Source organism: Clostridium sartagoforme, from assembly GCF_039521405.1.
Taxonomy (GTDB): Bacteria; Bacillota; Clostridia; order Clostridiales; family Clostridiaceae; genus Clostridium; species Clostridium sartagoforme.
On record NZ_BAAACH010000011.1, the window covers coordinates 91,968 to 114,138 of the forward strand.

General features: G+C 30.4%; 17 protein-coding genes. 12 read left to right on the plus strand and 5 right to left on the minus strand.

The window, feature by feature from the left end; all coding sequences use genetic code 11:
- Positions 1-235 precede the first annotated feature (235 nt).
- From ABDZ60_RS04190 to ABDZ60_RS04225, 8 genes are all read left to right on the plus strand, one after another.
- Complete coding sequence (locus ABDZ60_RS04190; protein ID WP_016205742.1) at positions 236-877, plus strand: redox-sensing transcriptional repressor Rex; 642 nt, start codon at positions 236-238, stop codon at positions 875-877.
- Between the two features lie 248 nt (positions 878-1,125).
- Complete coding sequence (locus tag ABDZ60_RS04195) at positions 1,126-1,908, plus strand: short-chain-enoyl-CoA hydratase (protein ID WP_016205741.1); 783 nt, start codon at positions 1,126-1,128, stop codon at positions 1,906-1,908.
- 78 nt (positions 1,909-1,986) lie between these two features.
- On the plus strand, positions 1,987-3,126 hold the full coding sequence (locus ABDZ60_RS04200; RefSeq protein ID WP_047000079.1) for an acyl-CoA dehydrogenase: 1,140 nt from the start codon (positions 1,987-1,989) through the stop codon (positions 3,124-3,126).
- A gap of 17 nt (positions 3,127-3,143) precedes the next feature.
- Complete coding sequence (locus ABDZ60_RS04205; protein WP_016205739.1) at positions 3,144-3,923, plus strand: electron transfer flavoprotein subunit beta/FixA family protein; 780 nt, start codon at positions 3,144-3,146, stop codon at positions 3,921-3,923.
- 22 nt (positions 3,924-3,945) lie between these two features.
- Complete coding sequence (locus tag ABDZ60_RS04210) at positions 3,946-4,950, plus strand: electron transfer flavoprotein subunit alpha/FixB family protein (protein ID WP_343776284.1); 1,005 nt, start codon at positions 3,946-3,948, stop codon at positions 4,948-4,950.
- A gap of 19 nt (positions 4,951-4,969) precedes the next feature.
- Positions 4,970-5,812: a 3-hydroxybutyryl-CoA dehydrogenase gene (locus tag ABDZ60_RS04215; RefSeq protein WP_343776286.1), complete on the plus strand. Its 843-nt coding sequence runs from the start codon at positions 4,970-4,972 to the stop codon at positions 5,810-5,812.
- A gap of 322 nt (positions 5,813-6,134) precedes the next feature.
- Positions 6,135-7,076 carry a DNA-3-methyladenine glycosylase family protein gene (locus ABDZ60_RS04220; protein ID WP_343776288.1) on the plus strand — a complete coding sequence of 314 codons (942 nt, stop codon included), beginning with the start codon at positions 6,135-6,137 and terminating at the stop codon, positions 7,074-7,076.
- Between the two features lie 423 nt (positions 7,077-7,499).
- Entirely contained in the window at positions 7,500-8,453 is a 954-nt protein-coding gene (locus tag ABDZ60_RS04225; RefSeq protein ID WP_343776290.1) for an N-acetylglucosamine kinase, read from the plus strand.
- A gap of 165 nt (positions 8,454-8,618) precedes the next feature.
- On the opposite strand, the gene ABDZ60_RS04230 is transcribed toward ABDZ60_RS04225, so the two are convergent.
- From ABDZ60_RS04230 to agaV, 3 genes are read right to left on the minus strand one after another with little or no spacing between them, the layout of a single operon-like run.
- Positions 8,619-9,461, minus strand: a complete 843-nt coding sequence (locus tag ABDZ60_RS04230; RefSeq protein WP_343776292.1) for a PTS system mannose/fructose/sorbose family transporter subunit IID — start codon at positions 9,459-9,461, stop codon at positions 8,619-8,621.
- On the minus strand, positions 9,451-10,263 hold the full coding sequence (locus ABDZ60_RS04235) for a PTS mannose/fructose/sorbose/N-acetylgalactosamine transporter subunit IIC (protein WP_343776294.1): 813 nt from the start codon (positions 10,261-10,263) through the stop codon (positions 9,451-9,453). The genes ABDZ60_RS04230 and ABDZ60_RS04235 overlap by 11 nt, the downstream gene beginning before the upstream one ends.
- 23 nt (positions 10,264-10,286) lie before the next feature.
- Positions 10,287-10,763 carry a PTS N-acetylgalactosamine transporter subunit IIB gene (gene agaV, locus ABDZ60_RS04240; RefSeq protein WP_343776296.1) on the minus strand — a complete coding sequence of 159 codons (477 nt, stop codon included), beginning with the start codon at positions 10,761-10,763 and terminating at the stop codon, positions 10,287-10,289.
- 398 nt (positions 10,764-11,161) lie between these two features.
- On the opposite strand from agaV, the gene ABDZ60_RS04245 reads away from it, so the two are divergent.
- Positions 11,162-12,331, plus strand: coding sequence for a helix-turn-helix domain-containing protein (locus ABDZ60_RS04245; RefSeq protein WP_343776298.1), 1,170 nt, complete (start codon positions 11,162-11,164; stop codon positions 12,329-12,331).
- 33 nt (positions 12,332-12,364) lie between these two features.
- On the opposite strand, the gene yajC is transcribed toward ABDZ60_RS04245, so the two are convergent.
- Both yajC and agaF read right to left on the minus strand, forming a co-directional pair.
- Positions 12,365-12,643 (minus strand): preprotein translocase subunit YajC, encoded by a 279-nt coding sequence (gene yajC, locus ABDZ60_RS04250; RefSeq protein WP_343776300.1) that lies wholly within the window; start codon positions 12,641-12,643, stop codon positions 12,365-12,367.
- Position 12,644: 1 nt separating this feature from the next.
- Positions 12,645-13,076, minus strand: a complete 432-nt coding sequence (agaF, locus tag ABDZ60_RS04255) for a PTS galactosamine/N-acetylgalactosamine transporter subunit IIA (protein ID WP_343776302.1) — start codon at positions 13,074-13,076, stop codon at positions 12,645-12,647.
- A 202-nt stretch (positions 13,077-13,278) separates the two neighbouring features.
- Between agaF and nagA the strand changes: the two genes are divergently transcribed.
- The 3 genes from nagA (at position 13,279) to ABDZ60_RS04270 (ending at position 22,132) form a co-directional block, all read left to right on the plus strand.
- Positions 13,279-14,418, plus strand: a complete 1,140-nt coding sequence (nagA, locus tag ABDZ60_RS04260) for an N-acetylglucosamine-6-phosphate deacetylase (RefSeq protein WP_343776304.1) — start codon at positions 13,279-13,281, stop codon at positions 14,416-14,418.
- Positions 14,418-14,942 carry a hypothetical protein gene (locus ABDZ60_RS04265; protein ID WP_343776305.1) on the plus strand — a complete coding sequence of 175 codons (525 nt, stop codon included), beginning with the start codon at positions 14,418-14,420 and terminating at the stop codon, positions 14,940-14,942. The genes nagA and ABDZ60_RS04265 overlap by 1 nt, the downstream gene beginning before the upstream one ends.
- A 407-nt stretch (positions 14,943-15,349) precedes the next feature.
- Complete coding sequence (locus ABDZ60_RS04270) at positions 15,350-22,132, plus strand: discoidin domain-containing protein (protein ID WP_343776307.1); 6,783 nt, start codon at positions 15,350-15,352, stop codon at positions 22,130-22,132.
- The last annotated feature ends 39 nt before the right edge of the window (positions 22,133-22,171 follow it).

A 22,171-nucleotide genomic window follows, 5' to 3' on the forward strand; every position in this document is an offset into this window, starting at 1 on the left:
TTTTATTATTTTATAATAAAATTAAAAAACAATAAAAATATGGAATTATAATAAAAAACATATTAAAATGGAGATAATAAAATATAAAGTAAGATAATATTATAAGTTTATAAGTTTCTTTAACATATGATGGAATATGTTTTAAATTTCTAATAATAGTGGTAAAATAACTATTGTAAATAAGAATAGTATTATTTTAATATATAATAATAAAGAGGATTAGGAGAAGATTGTTATGGATAAGAAAAAGAATATTTCTATGGCTGTAATAAAAAGATTGCCAAAATATCATAGATATTTACAAGAATTATTAAGAAATGATGTAGATAGAATATCTTCAAAAGAATTAGGTGAGAAAATAGGCTTTACTGCATCTCAAATAAGACAAGATTTAAATTGTTTTGGTGATTTCGGGCAACAAGGATATGGATATAACGTAAAAGATTTATATAATCAAATTAGTTTGATCTTAGGTTTGAATAAAGAATATAAAGGTATAATAATAGGTGCAGGAAATATAGGGCAAGCGATAGCTAACTATAGTAGATTTTCTCAAATAGGATTAAATATTGAGGCCATTTTTGATGCAAATCCCAAATTAATAGGAATGAGAATAAGAGATATTGAGATAGAAGATATAGATGTGTTAAAAGATTATCTAAAGGATAATAAAATTGATATAGGTATAATTTGTGTTCCAAGAATAAATGCACAAAAGGTAAGTGACATATTAGTAGAAAATGGTGTTACAGGTATATGGAACTTTGCACCTGTAGATTTATTAGTACCAGAGGAAGTGACAGTTGAAAACGTTCATTTATCGGAAAGTTTACTAACATTGATATATTTACTGCATGATAAGGATGAAAGTAAGTAATTACATTTTTTATTTGGATTAAATTACAAATAGTTATTGCAAAAGGAAATTTAACAGTTTATAATAATAATTGAAGCAAATGCTTCAATTATTTTTTAATTTAGATTGTTATAAGATTAACAAATTGTTGATTTATGATACACACTAAAATAAAAATAATTACTTATAAATTTAGAAATATTCAGATAATAATCGTTTTTATTAAACAAATTTAATATAAGATAAGCAAGATAAAGGAGGATTTTATTGTGGAATTAAAAAATATAATTCTTGAAAAAGAAGGAAATCTAGCTATAGTTACAATTAATAGACCTAAAGCACTAAATGCATTAAATTCAGAAACTTTAAAGGATTTAGATTTAGTTTTAGAAAACTTAGAATCTGATAAAAATATCTATTGTGTAGTGTTAACTGGGGCAGGAGAAAAGGCTTTTGTTGCTGGAGCTGATATTTCAGAAATGAAAGATCTATCAGAGGAAGAAGGAAAAGAATTTGGTCTTTTAGGAAACAAAGTTTTCAGAAGATTAGAAAAATTGGACAAACCTGTTATTGCAGCAATATCAGGATTTGCACTTGGTGGTGGATGTGAATTAGCTATGGCTTGTGATATAAGAATAGCTTCAGAGAGAGCAAGATTTGCTCAACCAGAGGCAGGTCTTGGAATAACACCTGGTTTTGGTGGAACTCAAAGATTACCAAGACTAGTTGGAGAAGGAAAAGCTAAAGAACTTATTTATACATGTGCAATGATAAAAGCAGATGAAGCTCTTAGAATAGGATTAGTTAATAAAGTTGTTCCACTAGAAAGCTTAATGGATGAAGCAAGAGCTATGGCAAACCTAATAATAGCAAATGCTCCAATAGCAGTTAAACTTTGTAAGGATGCTATAAATAGAGGAATGCAAGTTGATATGGATAGTGCTATTGTAATAGAAGCAGAAGACTTTGGAAAATGCTTCTCTACAGAAGACCAAAAAGAAGGAATGACAGCATTTATAGAAAAGAGAAATAAAAACTTCTTAAATAAATAAAAAAATAACTATAACTAACTTACAATATTTAAAAGATAATATAAGTAAAAAGGGTGCAATATCGAGGAGGTATAATAAATGAATTTTCAATTAACTAGAGAACAAGAATTAGTAAGACAAATGGTTAGAGAATTCGCTGTGAATGAAGTAAAACCAATTGCTGCTGAAATTGATGAAACAGAAAGATTCCCTATGGAAAATGTTGAGAAGATGGCTAAGGTAGGAATGTTAGGAATTCCATTTGCTAAAGAATATGGTGGAGCTGGTGGAGATACACTTTCTTATATTTTAGCAGTAGAAGAATTATCAAAGGTTTGTGGAACTACAGGTGTTATATTATCTGCTCACACTTCTCTTTGTGCTTCATTAATAGATCAATTTGGAAATAAAGATCAAAAAGAAAGATATTTATCAGACCTTGCAACAGGTAAAAAACTTGGAGCATTTGGATTAACAGAGCCTGGAGCAGGTACAGATGCAGCTGGACAACAAACTGTTGCAGTATTAGACGGAGATCATTATATATTAAATGGATCAAAAATATTTATAACTAATGGTGGAGTAGCAGAAACATTCATAATATTTGCTATGACTGATAAGAGTAAGGGAACAAAAGGAATTTCAGCTTTTATAGTTGAAAAAGCTTTTGAAGGTTTCTCAATAGGTAAAAAAGAAGATAAGCTTGGAATTAGAGCATCTTCAACAACTGAATTAGTTATGAGTAACTGTAGAGTTCCAAAGGAAAATTTAATTGGACAAGAAGGGAAGGGTTTTGGTATAGCTATGAAAACTCTAGATGGAGGAAGAATAGGTATAGCAGCACAAGCGTTAGGAATTGCAGAAGGTGCTTTTGAAGAAGCAGTTAATTATATGAAAGAAAGAAAACAATTTGGAAGACCATTAGCAGCTTTCCAAGGATTACAATGGATGATAGCAGAAATGGATACAAAGATTGAAGCAGCAAGACATTTAGTTTATAAAGCAGCTTTCTTAAAGGATGCAAAACTTCCATATTCAGTAGATGCAGCAAGAGCTAAGCTTTATGCAGCAGAAGTAGCTATGGATGTAACAACTAAGGCTGTTCAAATATTTGGTGGATATGGATATACTAAAGAATATCCAGTTGAAAGAATGATGAGAGATGCTAAGATAACTGAAATATACGAAGGAACTTCAGAAGTTCAAAAGATGGTTATTTCAGGAAACGCTTTAAGATAATAGGGGAGGATTTATAAATGAATATAGTAGTTTGTTTAAAACAAGTTCCAGATACAACAGCTGTTAAAATTGATCCAAAAACAGGAACTCTTATAAGAGATGGTGTACCATCAATAATAAATCCAGAAGATAAGCACGCATTAGAAGCAGCTTTGACTTTAAAGGATAATGTAGGAGGGAAGGTTACAGTAGTAAGTATGGGGCCTCCTCAAGCACAAAATGCGTTAAGAGAAGCATTATGTATGGGAGCTGATGAAGCTATACTTATAACAGATAGAGCTTTTGCAGGAGCTGATACATTAGCAACTTCAAAAACTTTAGCTGGAGCAATAAAAAAATTAGAGTATGACATAGTTTTCGCAGGAAGACAAGCTATAGACGGAGATACTGCTCAAGTTGGACCAGAAATTGCAGAACATTTAGATATACCTCAAGTAACATATGTTCAAGATGTTAAGGTAGAAGAAGATGGATTATTAGTAAATAGAGCTTTAGAAGATGGATATGAGTTAATAAAAGTTAACACACCAGTTCTTTTAACAGCTATAAAAGAATTAAATAAACCAAGATATATGAATGTTAAATATATATTTGAAACAGCTAAAAAGGAAATACAAATTTGGTCAGCAGATGACTTAGAAGTGAATAAAGAAGAGTTAGGTCTTAAAGGTTCACCAACAAAAGTTAAGAAATCAATGACTAAAGAAGCTAAAGGTGCTGGAGAAATAATAAATGAAATCCCACAAGAAGCTGCAAAATATGTATTAGGAAAATTAAAGGAAAAGCACTATATCTAAGATATATGGGAGGTAAAAAAAGATGAGTATGGCAGATTACAGAGGCGTTTGGGTATTTGCTGAGCAAAGAGAAGGGGAACTTCAAAAAGTTTCTTTAGAATTACTTGGTGAAGGAAGAAAAATTGCTGACAAATTAGGAGTAAAATTAACAGCATTAATATTAGGAGATAATATAAATCATTTAGCAGATACATTAGGAAGACACGGAGCAGATGAAGTTATAGTTGCAGAAAATGAATTATTAAAACACTATACAACTGATGGTTATACAAAGGTTATTTGTGACTTAGCAAATGAAAGAAAGCCAGGAATTTTATTTATAGGTGCAACTTTCATAGGAAGAGATTTAGGTCCAAGAGTAGCTGCAAGATTATCAACAGGATTAACAGCTGACTGTACAGTTTTAGATGTTGATGTTGAAAAAGCTGACTTATTAGCTACAAGACCAGCATTTGGTGGTAACTTAATGGCTACAATAGCTTGCCCTGATCATAGACCTCAAATGGCTACAGTAAGACCAGGAGTTTTCTCAAAGCTTGCTGATGAAGATAGAAACTTTACTGTAGAAAAAGTAGAAGTTAAATTACAAGATTCAGATATAAGAACAAAAATAGTTGAAATAGTAAAAGAAGCAAAAGATATTGTTGATATAAGTGAAGCTAACTTTATCGTATCAGGAGGTAGAGGAGTAGGTTCAAAAGAAAACTTTGCTATTTTAAAAGAATTAGCAGACGCACTAGGCGGAACAGTAGCAGGTTCAAGAGCAGCTGTAGAAAATGAATGGATAGAAAGAGATTATCAAGTTGGTCAAACAGGTAAAACAGTAAGACCTACTATATATATAGCTTGTGGTATTTCAGGAGCAATCCAACACGTTGCAGGTATGCAAGATTCAGATTTAATAATAGCTATAAATAAAGATGCATCAGCTCCAATAATGAAAACAGCTGATTATGCAATAGTTGGAGACTTATTAAAAGTTGTACCAGAAATGACAGCTCAAGTAAAAGCAATGAAAGAAAACTAAAAATAGGAGGGTTTTGAAGATGGAAAAGATTTTTGTAATAGGCGCAGGTACTATGGGAGCAGGAATAGTTCAAGCTTTTGCTCAAAAAGGATATGAAGTAATAGTTAGAGATATAAAAGATGAATTTGTTGAAAGAGGAATAAACGGAATCAACAAAGGATTAACTAAGTTAGTTGCTAAAGGAAAAATGAGTGAAGAAGATAAGGAAGCTATACTTGCAAGAATAACTGGAACTACAGATTTAGCTCTTGCTGAAGATTGTGATTTAGTAATAGAAGCTGCAGTTGAAAATATGCAAATTAAAAAGCAAATATTTGCTGAATTAGATGGAATTTGTAAAGAATCTACTATATTAGCTTCTAATACATCATCTTTATCAATAACAGAAGTTGCATCAGCAACAAAGAGAGCTGATAAAGTTATAGGTATGCATTTCTTTAATCCAGCACCTATAATGAAGTTAGTAGAAGTAATTAGAGGAATAGCAACTTCTCAAGAAACTTTTGATGCTGTTAAGGAATTATCAGTGGCAATAGGTAAGGAACCAGTAGAAGTAGCTGAAGCTCCAGGATTTGTTGTTAACAGAATACTTATCCCTATGATTAATGAAGCTACTTTTATTCTTCAAGAAGGAATAGCATCAGTTGAAGATATAGATACATCAATGAAATATGGTGCAAATCATCCAATGGGACCTCTAGCATTAGGAGATCTTATAGGATTAGATGTATGCTTAGCTATTATGGATGTTTTATACAATGAAACAGGAGATAGCAAATACAGAGCAAGTAGTCTTTTAAGAAAATACGTTAGAGCTGGATATCTTGGAAGAAAAACTGGAAGAGGATTCTATAATTACTAAGATTCCATTATAAAAATATAATTTTATTTGTTGAGGCTTATAAAGATAGAGAAGTTTATTTAATTTCTCTATCTTTATTTATATATAAGTAAATATTAGGCAAATTATATAAATAGTTAATAGTTTATTTAAATTATATAGATTATTATTAAGTATTAATTATCCATTTTTATTAGTGATATGATATAATTTATAAAGATAAAAACCATTAATATTTAGTTATACTTTTGGGGGAAAGGATAACTGATTTAGAATAGTTTTTTATATCTCGGGGATAAATAATATATTAGGGATATATTAATTACATATATGAGGTGAGGAAATGGATTTTAAAAATACAATATTTGAAGATAACAAGGTAATAATACAAGGTGTAAAGAACTTTAACATAAAGCAGATATTAGAGTGTGGACAATGTTTTAGATGGGAAAAAGTAAGTGATAACAATTATATCATTATTGCGTATAGAAGAGTTATAGAAGTAATACAAAATGATAATGAAGTTGTTATACTAAATTCAAATGAAGAAGACTTTAATAATATATGGAAGAATTATTTTGACTTAGAAAGAAATTATGATGAAATAAAAGATGTTCTTGCAAAAGATGAAATACTTAGAAAAAGTGTTGAATTTGGATATGGAATTAGAATTCTAAATCAAGATCCATTTGAAATTCTTATAAGTTTTATAATATCTGCAAGAAACAGTATTCCTTCAATAAAGAAAACTGTTAAGAAGATATGTGAAAAATGGGGAGAAAAAATAGAATATAAAGGAAATAAATATTATACATTCCCAACTCCAAAAGCAATTAAGGAAGCCAAACTAGAAGAAATACAAGAAACAGGGGCATCTTTCAGAAGTAAATACATAGTTGATACAATTAAAAAAGTAAATGAAGCCATAGAAGTTAAAGAAGATATGAAAGTAAGTCCTAGTAAGTATGAAGAAAGACCAGAAATATTAGATTTTGATTTAGAATATATTAAGTCATTAAGTGATGATGAATGTCATATAGCCCTACAAAAATTTATGGGAGTAGGAGCTAAAGTAGCTGATTGTATAATGCTATTTTCAATGGCAAAACATTCATCCTTCCCAGTAGATGTATGGGTTAAAAGGGCTATGATTCATTTTTATGTAGCACCAGATGTATCTCTAAATAAGATGAGAATATTTGCAAGAGATAAATTTGGAGCATTATCAGGAATGGCTCAGCAATATTTGTTCTATTACGCGAGAGAAAATAAAATTGAAGTTTAAATTTATATAGTTCACAGCGCACAGTTCACAGTTGTTTTGATTTTATAGGTAACAGGTATCAGGTAACAAGTACTAAATGTAAACTATAGATTTATTTTGCAAATCAAGCTTCTTAGGTAAAAGGTAACGTGGAATAGGCTCAATTATAGTTTGCTACAATTAACTAAATTTTAATGTCACTCACCAATTATTTTTTACCAATAACATAATTCATTATTAAGTTAAATTCTTAATATAATTTATCGTAGCCTTTATATTCGCATTTTATAACTATTGGAATTTAATAATAATAAATATATAATTAAATTGATAAGTTTTAATATAAAATATAAAGTAAGAAATGTAGATTATAGATAATAAGGGGCGTAATAGTACATTTAATATGCTTAATCAAATAATATAAATATTGTAGGGGGAAAAACAATGTATTATTTAGGAATTGATGGTGGAGGCACTAAAACAAAATACCTATTAGTAAATGAGGGTTTACAAAAGGTATGTGAAAGAGAAGGATCAACTATACACATTCATCAGGTTGGCGTAGAAGGAATAAAAAGCCAGCTTAAAGAAAATATTTCAAAGATATGTGAAGAAGTAAACATATCTACAAAAGATATTGCTTATGCTTTTGCTGGGGTACCAGGGTATGGTGAAAGCTTAGATGATATGGTAAAAATTGATAAAGCAATAAAGGAAGTTATGGAAGTACCATATTCAATTGATAATGATGCTGTAAATGGATGGGCTGGAGGAACTGCTTGTAAGCCAGGAGTAAATGTAGTGGCAGGTACAGGGAGTATAGCTTATGGAAGAAATGCAGAAGGAAAGCTTGCAAGGTGTGGTGGCTTTGGACCAGGAATAGGTGATGATGGAAGTGCTTACTGGATTGCTTTAAGAACTATTAATGAATATACAAAGCAAAAAGATGGAAGAAGTGAAAAAACAGTTTTAGTTGATATATTAGAAAAGGAATATAACATATCATATAAATATGAAATAGTTGATATTGCATTTAACAGATTAAAGTTCAATAGAACAGAACTGGCTAAATTCTCAACAATATGCTTTTTAGCAGCAGAAGCAGGCTGTTCAGCTTGTAAAAATATCTTTAAGGATGCAGCTAGAGCTATATTTGAGCATATATCTGCTATATCAAAAGAATTGAATTTCAATGAAGAATTTGTTGTTTCATATACTGGTGGAGTGTTTAAAGCAGGTAAGCATGTTTTAGAGCCATTGCAAGAAATGATAAAAGAATCTGGATTAAAGTGTTATTTACAAGAGCCTGAACTTGATCCTTGGAATGGATCTGTTTTATTAGCATATACTTTAGCTGGTAATACTGTACCTGATAATGTAAAAGAAATATTAAAATAAGAGTATAAGATATAGGTAACACACAGTTTTTTCAGTTAAGAATTCACAGTGCACAGTTCAGTTCACAGTTTTTTCTAGTTTACAGTGCACTGTGAACTGTGCACTGTAAACTGTGAACTAAAAAAGAGGACTGCTAGTAAATAGCAAGTCCTCTTTTTATTTATATTAAGCCCACATTGTGAATCCGAATAAGTGACCAAGTAAAGCACCAACTATTCCAAGTACAAGTAATAAACCTATACATGCAACAGGAGTCCATTTTCTTTTCTTGATTAAGTAGAATAACATTAATGTTAAAGCTAGTGGAATCATTTGAGGAAGAACACCATCTAATATATTTTGTATATTAATTGGAGCTTCTCCATTTGGTATTTCAATGGCTAATTTTGTTGCACCATAGTTTGAAGTAAGTGCTCCAACTATGAATACACCTAGCATAGAAGCTGAACGTGTAAATTCTTTTGCATTTTTAGTTAAGATATCAATTGCTTTTGAACCTAAGTTATATGACCAATGCATTAACCAATATCTAATGCCAAATTGAACAGCATTAAATATTAATAAGAATAATATTGGCCCAGCTAAAGATCCATTAATAGCCATATTAGCAGTTATACCAGCAGTAATTGGAACTAATGTGAACCAGAAAATAGCATCTCCAATTCCACCTAAAGGTCCCATTGCAGCAACACGGACAGCACGAATAGTATTAGTATCAGCTTTTTGTTGCTCTAATGACATAATTATACCCATAACAAAAGTTACAAGGAATGGGTGAGTGTTAAAGAACTCTAAGTTGTGTTTCATAGATTTTGAAAGATCTTCCTTATCAGTATGAATCTTCTCTAATCCAGGTAATATTCCATATAACCATCCAGCAGCTTGCATTCTTTCATAGTTAAATGAAGCTTGTAAAAATAATGAACGCCAAACCATTTTGTTTAAAGTTTTCTTATCAAGTTGTTTGGCAGGAGTCAAATCTTTATATAATGTGTTATTAGATTCCATCTTCGTCATCTCCTCCTATTCCTATATTTCCAACAGCAGATTTCATTTTTACATTAGTTTGGAAGTCATAAACGCATACTGCAATTCCAATAAATGCAATTATTAATAATGCTGATCCAGCTAAACCTTCTATTTTACCTATGATAGTTGCAAGTGCAAACCCTGCAAAGTAAATTCCCCATAAGTCATTTGATAACATGATACGTAATAAGATTGCGAATCCAACATAACGCATCATTCCACCAGCAGCTCCAAGTCCTTTCATGAACCAAGCGTATTTATCAGAGAAGCTTGCTAGTGCATCTCCAGCAGCAGCGCCACCTACTAAACCTATAACAACTACAAGAGCAAAGAATGCTCCTAAAGCAGCCATTGCAAAGTAGTTAAGTCCTACGATTCCTTTTGGATTTGCTTCATCTGCATATTTGTCAGCTTTTGACATTAATGGTGACATAACTGTAAATAATAAAGTAACAGAATATTGTCCGATTAACGCAAATGGAACTGCTAGCCCAACTGCAGCAGTTGGTTCTAATTTTGAAGAAATGGCAAATACTACAGCCATTATTCCTCCGATAACAGCGTTTGGAGGTTGAGCTCCTCCAACAGGCATGTTACCTATTGTCATTAATTGATAAGTACCACCTACAATAAGTCCAGTTTGTAAGTCTCCAAGAATTGCACCAATAACAGCTCCGGATACAATTGGTTGATACAATGATTCTAAGAAACTGAATTGGTCGATACCTGCAATAAATGCAAATACTGCAACCAATAGAATTTGTATAATATTAAAATCCATTTAGTATTCCCCCCCGTAATAAATTATTTAAAAATCTTATCAATACTTTCTGAATTTTCAGTAGGAACTCTTTTAATTTCAAGTTCTACTCCTAATTCTTTTAACTTTCTGAATGCTTCTACATCTTTGTCATCTACTGCAACAGAGCCAGCGACTTGTCTTTTGCCTTCTGCCATATGCATATTTCCAATATTAACTTTTTTTATTGGAACTCCACCTTCAACAAGTTTTAATACATCAGAAGGATTTTCACAAACTATAAATATAAGTTGCTTAGCACTAGCTTTATGAATTGTACTTATAGTTTTTTCTAATGTCCAATAACGAGTTGAAGCATAAGATGGTGCAGCCATATCCATTAGACCTTGTCTTAGCTTATCTTCTGCCACCACGTCATTTGCAACTAGTATTAGGTTTGCCCCAATTGATCCACACCATTGAGTTGCAACTTGACCATGGATTAATCTATTGTCTATTCTTGTTAATATAATATTTGGCATAATATCACCTCCCTTTTTTATGAAAACATTTTTGTTTCCATTGATTATATTACTATTATATTATTAAAATAAATAACAATCTTTATACTTTTTAGTATTTATTTTATTGTTTTTAACAACGTTTACAAATTGGAATTAGTTTTGTAAAAATATAAATTTAATGATATTATAAGTATATATATTGGTAATCCTAATTTAATATCTATTAGTATTACCATAATTGCAGCCTTACTTAGATCTTATTGAATATAAAGACTATGATAATATAGTAGCTAATTAGTGAATGAATTAATTAATATATTATAAAAATAAATAAGTATAACTATTTGATATTCAATAAGGAGTAGTAAAAGTCTTATTTAAAAATGATATTATCAATTTATAGTGAGGTGATGTGTATGTATGATAAAACAACTAGTGCCCAGTTTAGAAAGTATGGTTCAATTTATGATGAAGCTAAGGATATAAGTAAAGAAGATCTAATATTAAAGCAAATTGTAACTAGTGATAAAGTTATTTCTAGCTTGTACAAATTTTCGGAACCAACATATATAGAAATAGTTAAAGGTATGGCATCAATATTAATAAGTGATTCCAATAGTGGTGATTTCAAATTGTTCGCAGTTCATAGAAAATTAGAAATTAAACCTAATATGTACTTTAATATTATTTCAATGACGGATCAAATTACTTTTAATTTAATAATACCATCGGGATACAACCTTAAACTTGAGTTTTTAAATCCCCCATATGTTTATAATAGAATATTGCCTACTATAAACATTCCGGAAATAATGGCTTATTATTATACCATTAAAAGTCCAAATTATAATTTTAAAGGGGAGAGGCATAACTTATTTGAGTTAACCTTTGTTGATAATGGAACTTTAAATACATCTATTGATGGTGTTGATTATACATTAAATTCATCAGATTTAATTATATATGGTAAAAACCAATTCCATACACAATCTGTAAATAGTGATTCAGCTTGTTCATACTTAACAATTATGTTTGATATGGAATGTGATGATGATAGATTAATATGTAATAAAGTATTTCATTGTAGAAAAGAACTGTATAAGGCAGTAAGAACTTTTGCAAAAAATATATCAAGTACAATACCATATTCAGAAAATCTTATTTTAAGTAATTTTCATGAAATAATAATTAGATTATTTCAATATGATTATCTAGGAGTTGATGCTAGCAAATTACCTAAAGAGTCACAGCAACACTTCCAAGATGAAATATTAGAAGGAATAGTAGAATATATTAATGAAAAGATAGCTTGTCCAATTAGTATTGAAGAGCTTTGTAGTAAGTTTTCAATTTCAAGGTCATCGCTACAAGTACTATTTAAGAACAATTTAAATATATCACCTAAAAAGTATATTAATGACTTGAAGCTATCAAAGAGTAAGCAATTAATAAAGGAAAATAAATATACTATTAGTGAGATAGCATTTATGTTAGGATTTAATTCTATACATTATTTTTCAAGAGCTTTTACACAACATTATGAAATAAGCCCTAGCGAATACGCGCAAACTTTATTTAAATCATAGAAAAAGAGCTACCTTCTGGCAGCTCTTTTTATTTTATATAATATTTTGAATTGAATATCTAGATATAGTTATTACTGTATTTTTGGCAATTTCAACGTCAACTTTTTCTTTTTCTACAGATACTACTTTGCCATAGATTCCACCACAAAACATTACCTTCATTCCTGGTTTCAAGTCAACATGAACATCTTTAAGTTCAGAGGTTCTTTTCTTTAGGTTTCTAGCTGATATAAATATTAGGATTAAAGCGATTATTCCTGCTAATACTGCAACAGTGATGCATGTCCACATAACTACTTCCCAATTTATCATATTAGATACCATCCTCACTTTCTTCTTCTTCATGGACTATAAACTCAAACTTTACAACTCCACTTTTTCCTACTTCAATAGCAGATTGGGATAAAGATTTTAAATCATCTATAATATCTTTAGTCATTGATATTTCAAGAAGCATAGGTAAATTTGTACCGCCTATTACTTCAAGAGGTTTTTCTATTTGAGTTTTAACTTCAACTAAAGTTTTAAATGGTGAGCCTCCAGCTAAATCACTAAGAGCTAAAATACTATCACAATTATTTAAATTTTCTAATGAAGCATAATATTTTTTTCGTAAATCTTCTATAGAATCTGTTTCCTCAAAATCAACATATTCTATATTGCAAGGTTCTCCTGCAATTAGCTTTAAAGATGTACGTAATCCTGATGCAAAGTTACCATGTCCACTAATTATTAATCCTATCATTCCATCATCTCCTAAAAATAATTATCAAATATATTATAAAGTATTTAATATTAAAAAATATATAGTAATTATAATTATAATGAAGAGTAATTTAAATTCAATAAAGGTGGTGAAAGATATAATATATATGTTGAAAAGTGCAAATATTAGATAGTAAAACTTATGTATAATTATATATAAGTTGGATTATAGGAGGGATGATATGTTAATACAAAGTAAAAAAGTTTGGATTGCGGATCAATTTATTCCAGCTCAAATTGAGATTGATGATAATAAAATAGTTAATATTTATGATTACAATGAAAAAGAAGACGCCTATGATTATGGTGATAAAAGAATTGTACCGGGGTTTATAGATATTCATTGTCATGGAGCTTATGGATTTGATACAAATGATGCAAATGAACAAGGGTTAAGAAACTGGACAAAGAGAATAGTAAGTGAAGGAGTTACTTCAATACTACCTACTACTATAACTCAAAGTAAAGAAGTGCTTGTTAAGGCTTTAAGTAATGTGGCAAAGGTAGTAGAAGAAGGATATGATGGTGCAGAAATATTAGGAATTCACTTTGAAGGACCTTATCTTGATTTAGAGTACAAAGGAGCACAACCAAGGGAATATATAGTTAAGCCGACTATTAAAGAATTTCAAAACTATCAAAAGGCAGCAAAGGGATTAATAAAGTATGTAACTTTAGCAACTGAAACAGATGATGATTATTCACTTACAGAGTACTTATTCAATAATGACATAGTAGTAAGCATTGGACATTCAGCTTCAACATATGAGGAAGCAATAATGGCTTTTGCTCATGGTGCTAGATCACAAACTCATGTATATAATGGAATGACGCCTTTTAATCATAGGCAAAATGGGTTAGTAGGAGTTGCACTAAGAGTTAAAGGAATGTATGGTGAAATAATTTGTGATGGAAATCACTCTACAAAAACAGCTCTATATAATTTCTTTAACGCAAAGGGACCAGATTATGGAATAATGATTACAGATGCTTTAATGGCAAAGGGGTATGAGCCAGGTTCCAAATTTATCTTTGGAGGAAATGAAATAGAAATATACGAAGATGGAAGTGCACACTTAGTAGGCACAAAGGGATTAGCAGGTTCTACATTGAAGATGAATGATGGACTCAGGATATTAGTTGAAGATGCAATGGTACCGTTTAACTATGCTATCAATGCATGTACTATAAATCCTGCTAAGTGTTTAGGTGTTGATAAACGCAAGGGAAGGATAGGAGTTGGATATGATAGTGATTTGGTGATTCTTAACAATGACTATTCAGTACATCAAACATATTGTTTAGGAAAGGCGATGTTATAGTGAAAAAGAATATTGTAAATCTATCTGGAAACAATATATATTTAGACCGATATGGAGATGCTGTTTATTATAATATTTTTAATAAAAATGGATATATAATATCAAAGCAAATGGAGCAAAAATTTAAGATATTTTACTATAGATATTCAATTATATTTATTTTTATGGTACTAATGGGAGATTATTTTAAATCCTTACAAAATACGTTTTTAGTTGGAGCTGGAGCTACAGTTTTAGTAGAGTTATACTTTAGGACTATTTTTTTAAGTAAATTAAAAGTAATAAAGGATTTCAAAAGAGAGCGTAAAACTTCAAAGTTGGAGAGTATAGTTAATAGTAAGGAAAAAGAAAAAATAGTAATGAAAGCATGTGCATATGCACTGTTAAGTGTTCTTCTAATTTTAAATGCAATACAACAAAACTTTAACGCGTTATTTTTGACTTTAAGTATATTAGGAGCAGTATATAGCATTTATATAGGAATCATTAATATTATTGCTTTTAGAAGAATAAAAAAATTATAATTTACTGATTTCATCAAGTTAATTTAATAAAATGGAAATTTTTAAGGTTTAAAAATTTCCATTTTATCCATAATGTAAATATAGTTTTTAATAAATTATATAAATAAAAAAATTCAACCAAACTGGTAATGACGACATTATCAGTTCGGGTTTCTATAATTTTGAAGGGGGTGATGCTATTTTAGATAAAGAATAAAAAATTAAGAAAATATATGATTTACATTTCTACTCTACAGAAAAAAACCAATAAGATCCTTTCTTTAATAGTAAATGATTTTAATTTACTAAAGTTAAGAACCTAAAGATAAAGCAGTTAAAATACATAAGAATAAATGATAAGGGTATATACATAAGATTAATTTTACTAGTAAGTATAAATTAAAATAAATAGAAATTTAGGGGGAATTATGAGAAGAAAAATAATAATAGCAAGATTAACTGCACTTGCTTTAACCGCAGCGTTTACATCAAGTCTTACAATTCAGACAACATCTGCTTATGCTTATTCAATAACAACTAATTCTAATGAAGAAGGCCAATTTATTCAATCACTAGTAAATGACTACAGTGCAATAGGAGGGGTTGAAAGCTATACTCAATCAGAAAATAAAGTTATTTTTCAAATGACTACTGGAGAGAAGGTTAGAGTATCCTTCCTAGAAAATGATATATTCAGAATATATATGGATCCAGAAGGTAATTTTCAAGAAGATCCAACTCCAAATTCAAAGGATCATATAACAAAAATTATTGATAGAACAGAGGATGAATATAATAAAGTAGCTCCAACAGTAGAAAATGGTAGCATAATAAAAGTTTCTACAGATACTATTGAACTAAGAATAGAAAAAGAAACTGGTAAAATGGAACTTTTCAATAAGATAACAAATAAAACAATTTGGAAAGAGGCAGAACCATTAAAATATAAATCTAACGAAACTATTCAAACTTTAGAAACTAATGATGATGAATATTTTTATGGTGGCGGACAACAAAATGGACGTTTTTCACATAAGGGGAAAACTATAAACATAAAAAATGAAAATAACTGGGTAGATGGAGGAGTTTCAAGCCCAACACCATTTTATTTTTCAACAAATGGATATGGGGTTATGCGTCATACATTTAAACCAGGGCAATATGCTTTTGACTCAACCGAAAAGGGAAAAGTTATTACAAAGCATGAAGAAAAACGATTTGATGCTTATTATTTTGTGGACGATACTCCAACAAAGATTATTAATAAATTTACAGATTTAACTGGTAAACCAATATTATTACCAGAGTATGCATTTTATATAGGTCATGCCAATGCCTATGCTCGAGATTGGATCAATGATGCAACAGGACAAGAATCACAAACTCAAAAGCCAGGGTTTGATCGTCAAGAAACTTTAGCGGTAGACGCTGTAAAAGTAATAGATGAGCATGTTAATAATGATATGCCTATTGGATGGTTTTTACCAAATGACGGTTATGGTGCTGGATATGGGCGAGCAGATACTATTGATGGAAATATAGATCTCTTAAAGCAGTTTGTTGATTACTCAAGGAGTAAAGGTATACAAGTGGGGCTTTGGACACAAAGTGATTTAAAACCAACTGGTACTGGACCAGCTTATCTTCAACGTGATATAGATAAAGAAGTTGGAGTTGCAGGAACTAATGCAGTTAAAACAGACGTTGCATGGGTAGGAGCTGGATATTCATTTGCTCTTAATGCCGTAAGACAAGCAGCGGAAGGAATAGAAAATAACTCTAAGGATAGTGCAAGATCTTTTGTTGTATCATTAGATGGATGGGCTGGTACTCAACGTTACGCAGGTATATGGTCTGGGGACCAATATGGCGGTAATTGGGAATATATTCGTTTCCATATTCCAACTTATATAGGATCAGGATTATCAGGACAGCCTAACGTAGGATCAGATATAGATGGAATATTTGGCGGAAATAATTTGATTCAAACTCGTGATATTCAATGGAAGGCATTTACACCAATAGAAATAGATATGGATGGTTGGGGAAGTAATCCTAAAAAGCCTTATATATTTGGAGAACCTTATACTTCAATTAACCGTATGTATTTAAAATTGAAAGCAGAAATGATGCCATATAATTATACAATAGCGAATGAAGCAACTACTGAAGGAACTCCAATGATACGTGCTATGATGTTAGAATATCCTAACGCATATACCTATGGAACAAACACCCAATATCAATATATGTGGGGACCAAATTTATTGGTAGCACCTGTATATCAAAATACTGCAGCTGATTCAAAAGGAAATGATATACGTAATGATATATATCTTCCAGATGAAGATCAAATATGGATTGATTACTTTACAGGTAAACAATATAGAGGTGGAGGAGTATTAAATAACTTTGATGCACCTATGTGGAAACTTCCTTTGTTTGTAAAAAATGGTGCTATTATTCCTATGAATAATGAAAATAATACTCCAGATACAATAGATGATTCACAAAGGAAAATTGAAGTATATCCAAGTGGAGACACTAACTTTGAGATTTATGAAGATGATGGACTAACTACCGACTATAAAGAAGGAAAATCAGCAACAACAATGATAACTTCATCTGCTCCTAAAACAGGAAAAGGAAAAGCTGTAATTAAAGCAGGAGTATTAAATGGGGACTATGAAGGAATTGTTACAGAGAGGTCAACAGAATTTATAGTAAATGTTAGTGAAAAACCAACAGATTTATCATTAAATGTTGGAAGTGAAAAGGTTCAATTAACAGAGGCAACATCATTAGAAGAATTTGAAAATGGAACAAATGTATATTTCTATGATGCAAGTCCAAATCTTAATAAATATTCTACTGAAGGCTCAGAGTTTGAAAATATAGAAATTACTACAGCTCCTAAGCTTTATGTAAAATCAGAAAAAACTAACGTAAAAGTAAACGAAGTTGAATTAACAATTAATGATTTTATAAATACTCAAGAGATATCTAAGAATGAAGTTAATACAGACTTAAGTGTTCCTGCAAACTTTACTGCACCAGAAGAATCAATAACTCCAAATTCTATTACTTTAAACTGGGATAAGGTAGAAAATGCAGAAACTTATGAAATTGAAATTGATGGTATTGTGTATAAAAATATAACATCAAATCAATATATCCATAATAACTTAAATTTTGATACTGAGTATAACTATCGCATACGTAGTATAAACAAAGATGGTTATTCACCTTGGAGTGAAAATTTAGTAGTTAGAACAGCTTTAGATCCATATCGTAATGTTCCTAATGGAATGACAGTTAAGTGGACAGACGGGCACTATAGTAGTGATGTACCTGCTAACGCTGTAGATGGTAATGATACTTCTCAATTCCATTCAGCAGGAAATGTAATAGATAAACCATTTATAATTGATATGCAAAAAGCTTATCAAATTGAAAAACTAGATTTATTATTTAGAGCTAGTGGAAATGGTTCTGTAAAACGTGCAGAAATATACAGTAGTATAGATGGAGTAAACTATCAAAGGGTATTTACAAATGCAGCAAATTCAGGAAATGCAGCATGGACTACTGATGGACAAGTAAAAACTATAAACTTTAGTTCTCCAATAAAAGCTCGTTACTTTAAGGTTGTAACAAAGGAATCTGTTGGTAACTTCCTAGCTATGAGAGAATTCCGACCATATAAGGTAGATGGAACTAACGGACAAGTTGTTGGTGACTGGAATAATGGCGGAACAATAGAAGAGGGAGATTTGACATTCCTTCAAAACTATACAGGGTTATCATCTGTAGATGCTGATTGGGATTATGTTTCAATGGCCGATTTAAACTTCAACAATGTTATTGATGCTTATGATATTAGCTATGTTGCAAGTAAGTTAGAAGGCGGTGTAATACCAACTGATGGAGTAAAAGTTGCTGGAGAGGTTATGCTAGTTCCAAGCAAAACAAGTATTTCAGCAAATGAAACATTTACTGTTGATGTTGTAGGTACTGGATTATCAGATGTTAATGCGTTCAGTATAGAAATACCTTTAGAAGCAAATGAATATGAGTTTGTTAAAACAGAAACTACAGTAGTAACAACTTCTATGAGGAATTTATCAAAGATTAGAATGCATAGCAATAATAAACAAGACCTTTATGTTGTATTTACAAATGTAGGTGATAATATCAAGGTTAATGGAACGGAGACAATTGCAAGAATTACTTTGAAAGCAAAAAGTGATATAAACTTTGCTTTAGCACCAACTAATGCCTTAGTAGTTGACAGTAACTTAAATTCTAAAAATGCAATTGCTAATATTACTAATCCAGATTCTCCATTACCAGAAGGACAAAATTCATTAGTGAAGATTGGAAAAGAAAGTATTACTGTAACTGGTGATGAATCACAGTTACAAACAGGAATGGGATTAAGTAAATTGATTGATGGAACTACAAGTAGTGATGATTCTTCTCGTATGGATTTAAAGTGGGTATATACTCCAGATCAAGTGGATAAAGGTAAGCTTCCATTTGAAATGACATTTACTTTTAATGAGCCAAAGAAGTTTAGTAATTTCACAATTTACAACCGTACGGGTAGTGCTGCAGCATTAAAAAAGGTGAAAGCAGTAGGTTATCTAAATGGTGTAGCAACTGATTTAGGTGAAAAAGTTAATTCCACAAGTGCAGTTGCAAAAACTATATATGAATTAAATAACCAAGTATTTGATAAGATTGTAATTACAGCTTTAGAATCTTTTAAAGATATAAATACCTTAGCAATCAATGAAATAGAATTCTATGAACAAAAGCTTCAAACTCCATCATCAATAGAATTTTTAGAAAATACTCCAAACAATATATATGTAAATAAGCTAACACCAGTATTTGCAAAAGTATTACCTGAAAGTGCAAATAATTTAAACTATAGACTTACTTCAACAAATGAAGAAATAGTAAAGGTTATCCGTATAGATAATGATAATTCAGTAACTTATTATCTAAGAGGAATTAAGCCAGGTACTACAAAATTAATAGCTACAACTGCTGACGGACAGTTAAGTGTAGAACATGAAATTACAGTAGCTGATGGATTTGATAAATCAAAGCTAGTTGAAGCTATTGAAAGTGCTAAGGCATATGAAAAACTTAATGAAATTTATACAGAGGAAACTTATTCAACTTTACTAGAAGCTATTAAAAATGCTGAAGAAGTATTAGAAAATGCAAAGAGCGAAGCGGAATTAAGCGCTCCAATCATATCAATAAGAACAGCAATAAATGCATTAAGAGAGCGTAATACAGTTGATGAAGATAAAATAGACTTTAATAAATTAGAAGCTATATATGCAACTACAGAAGCTGATAGTGATTTAAAAGGAAATGCTATAGATGGAGATGAAAATACAATATGGCATTCAGGATATCAAGCTAGTGATAAGTTACCAGTTTCAATTATAGTTAAGTTAGACAAAGCTTATAATATTAATCAGATAGATTATATGCCAAGACAAAATAGTAAAAATGGTCATGTGACTGAGTATTCAATTGAAGTTAGTTTAGATAACCAAAATTGGGAAGCAGTTAGAACTGGTACATTTAAGGAAGCAAGTGATGGTTCAGGCTTAGAAAATAAAGGATATAATCCAATACGATTCAATACAACTAAAGCTCAATATGTTAAATTTACTGCGTTAAAAACTCTAGGTGATACTCGTGATAAGTATGCTAGCATAGCTGAACTTAGATTCTATGGACAAATAGCTCCTATAGCGGCAGAAAACATTACTTTAGAGAATACTGAGTTAAATATTAGTGGAAACACTACTCAAAAGCTAATTCCTGTTTTAGATCCGATTGATAGTACAGATGTTATAGTTTGGACTTCTGCTGATAATAATATTGCAACAGTAGATGAAAGTGGCAATGTTACTGCAGTTGAAGTAGGTACAACAACTATTACAGCTACTATACCAAATGGCAAAAAAGTAGTAGCAACTGTGACTGTAATACTTAATAAAGAGGAGCTAGATTTAGAGGTTTCAGAATCAGAGAAGATTATTAATGAAGAAGGCTCAGAAGCTAAATATTCTAGAAACTCTTGGAATACATTTAAAGAAGCTTATGATGCTGCATTAGCCTTAGGAGAAGGCTCAACTCAAAATGAAGTTAATAAAGCTAAGGCAAACTTAGAAGTAGCAAGAGAAGCCTTAGCGGTAAGAACAAATAAAGAAGCCTTACAAATTAAATTAGAGGAAGCAAATAAATTAATATTAGAAACAAGTAAATACTCAAAAGCATCACTTAAGGCATTAAAATCTGCTATTGAAGAGGCAAATTCAGTTTTAGCTAATGAAGCTGCTACAGAAGAAGACTTTTCAGTATCAAATAAGGAACTTGTAGAGGCAGTTGAAGAATTATTTGATATAAGTGAAATAAATATTGCATTAAAAAATGCTAATGATATAGTAGAAAATCAATATACAGAAGCTTCATATAATGAATTCTTAAATGCAAAATATGCACTTGAAGAGTTATTATTAAAAGATGATGTAGAGGCTGAAGTTTTAGAAAATGCTAAGTTAAATCTTCAAAACAAGATAAATCAACTAATTAAGGTTGCAGATAAATCAAATTTAACTAAAAAGATTGATGAAGCAGAAGCTTTAATAGAAAAAGACTATACAGTTGAAAGCTTTAAAGCTCTTAAAGCCGCTCTTAATTCAGCTAAGGAAATATTATCAGATAAAGTAGCAACTCAACAACAAGTAGATGAAGCACTTTCAATATTAGAAGATTCTATAGAGCACTTAGTTAAAGCCGATGAAGAAAAACCTGTAGAGCCTGGAAAAGTAGATAAATCTAATTTAGAAGAAATAATAAATAAGGCTAAGGGTTTAAATAAAGAAAAATATACAAAAGAAACTTGGGATAAATTACAGGAAGTTTTAAGCAAAGCAAATGAAGTACTAAATAATAAGGACGCTAATGAAGAAGATGTAAATTCAGCTATAAGTAATCTAGATGATGCTATAAACAAGTTGAAAAAAGTTGAAGATAATATTAATACCGATAAGGGCAAGGAGAATACACAAAATGACAACTTACCAAGTACTGGAGGAAACTCTTCTGGCTTAATGGTATTATTAGCAACATTAACTTCATTCGCAGGAATTTCTATGATGAAAAAATCAAAAAAATAACTTAATAAATTAATCTATAAGCTTCATTAAGATTTTTGT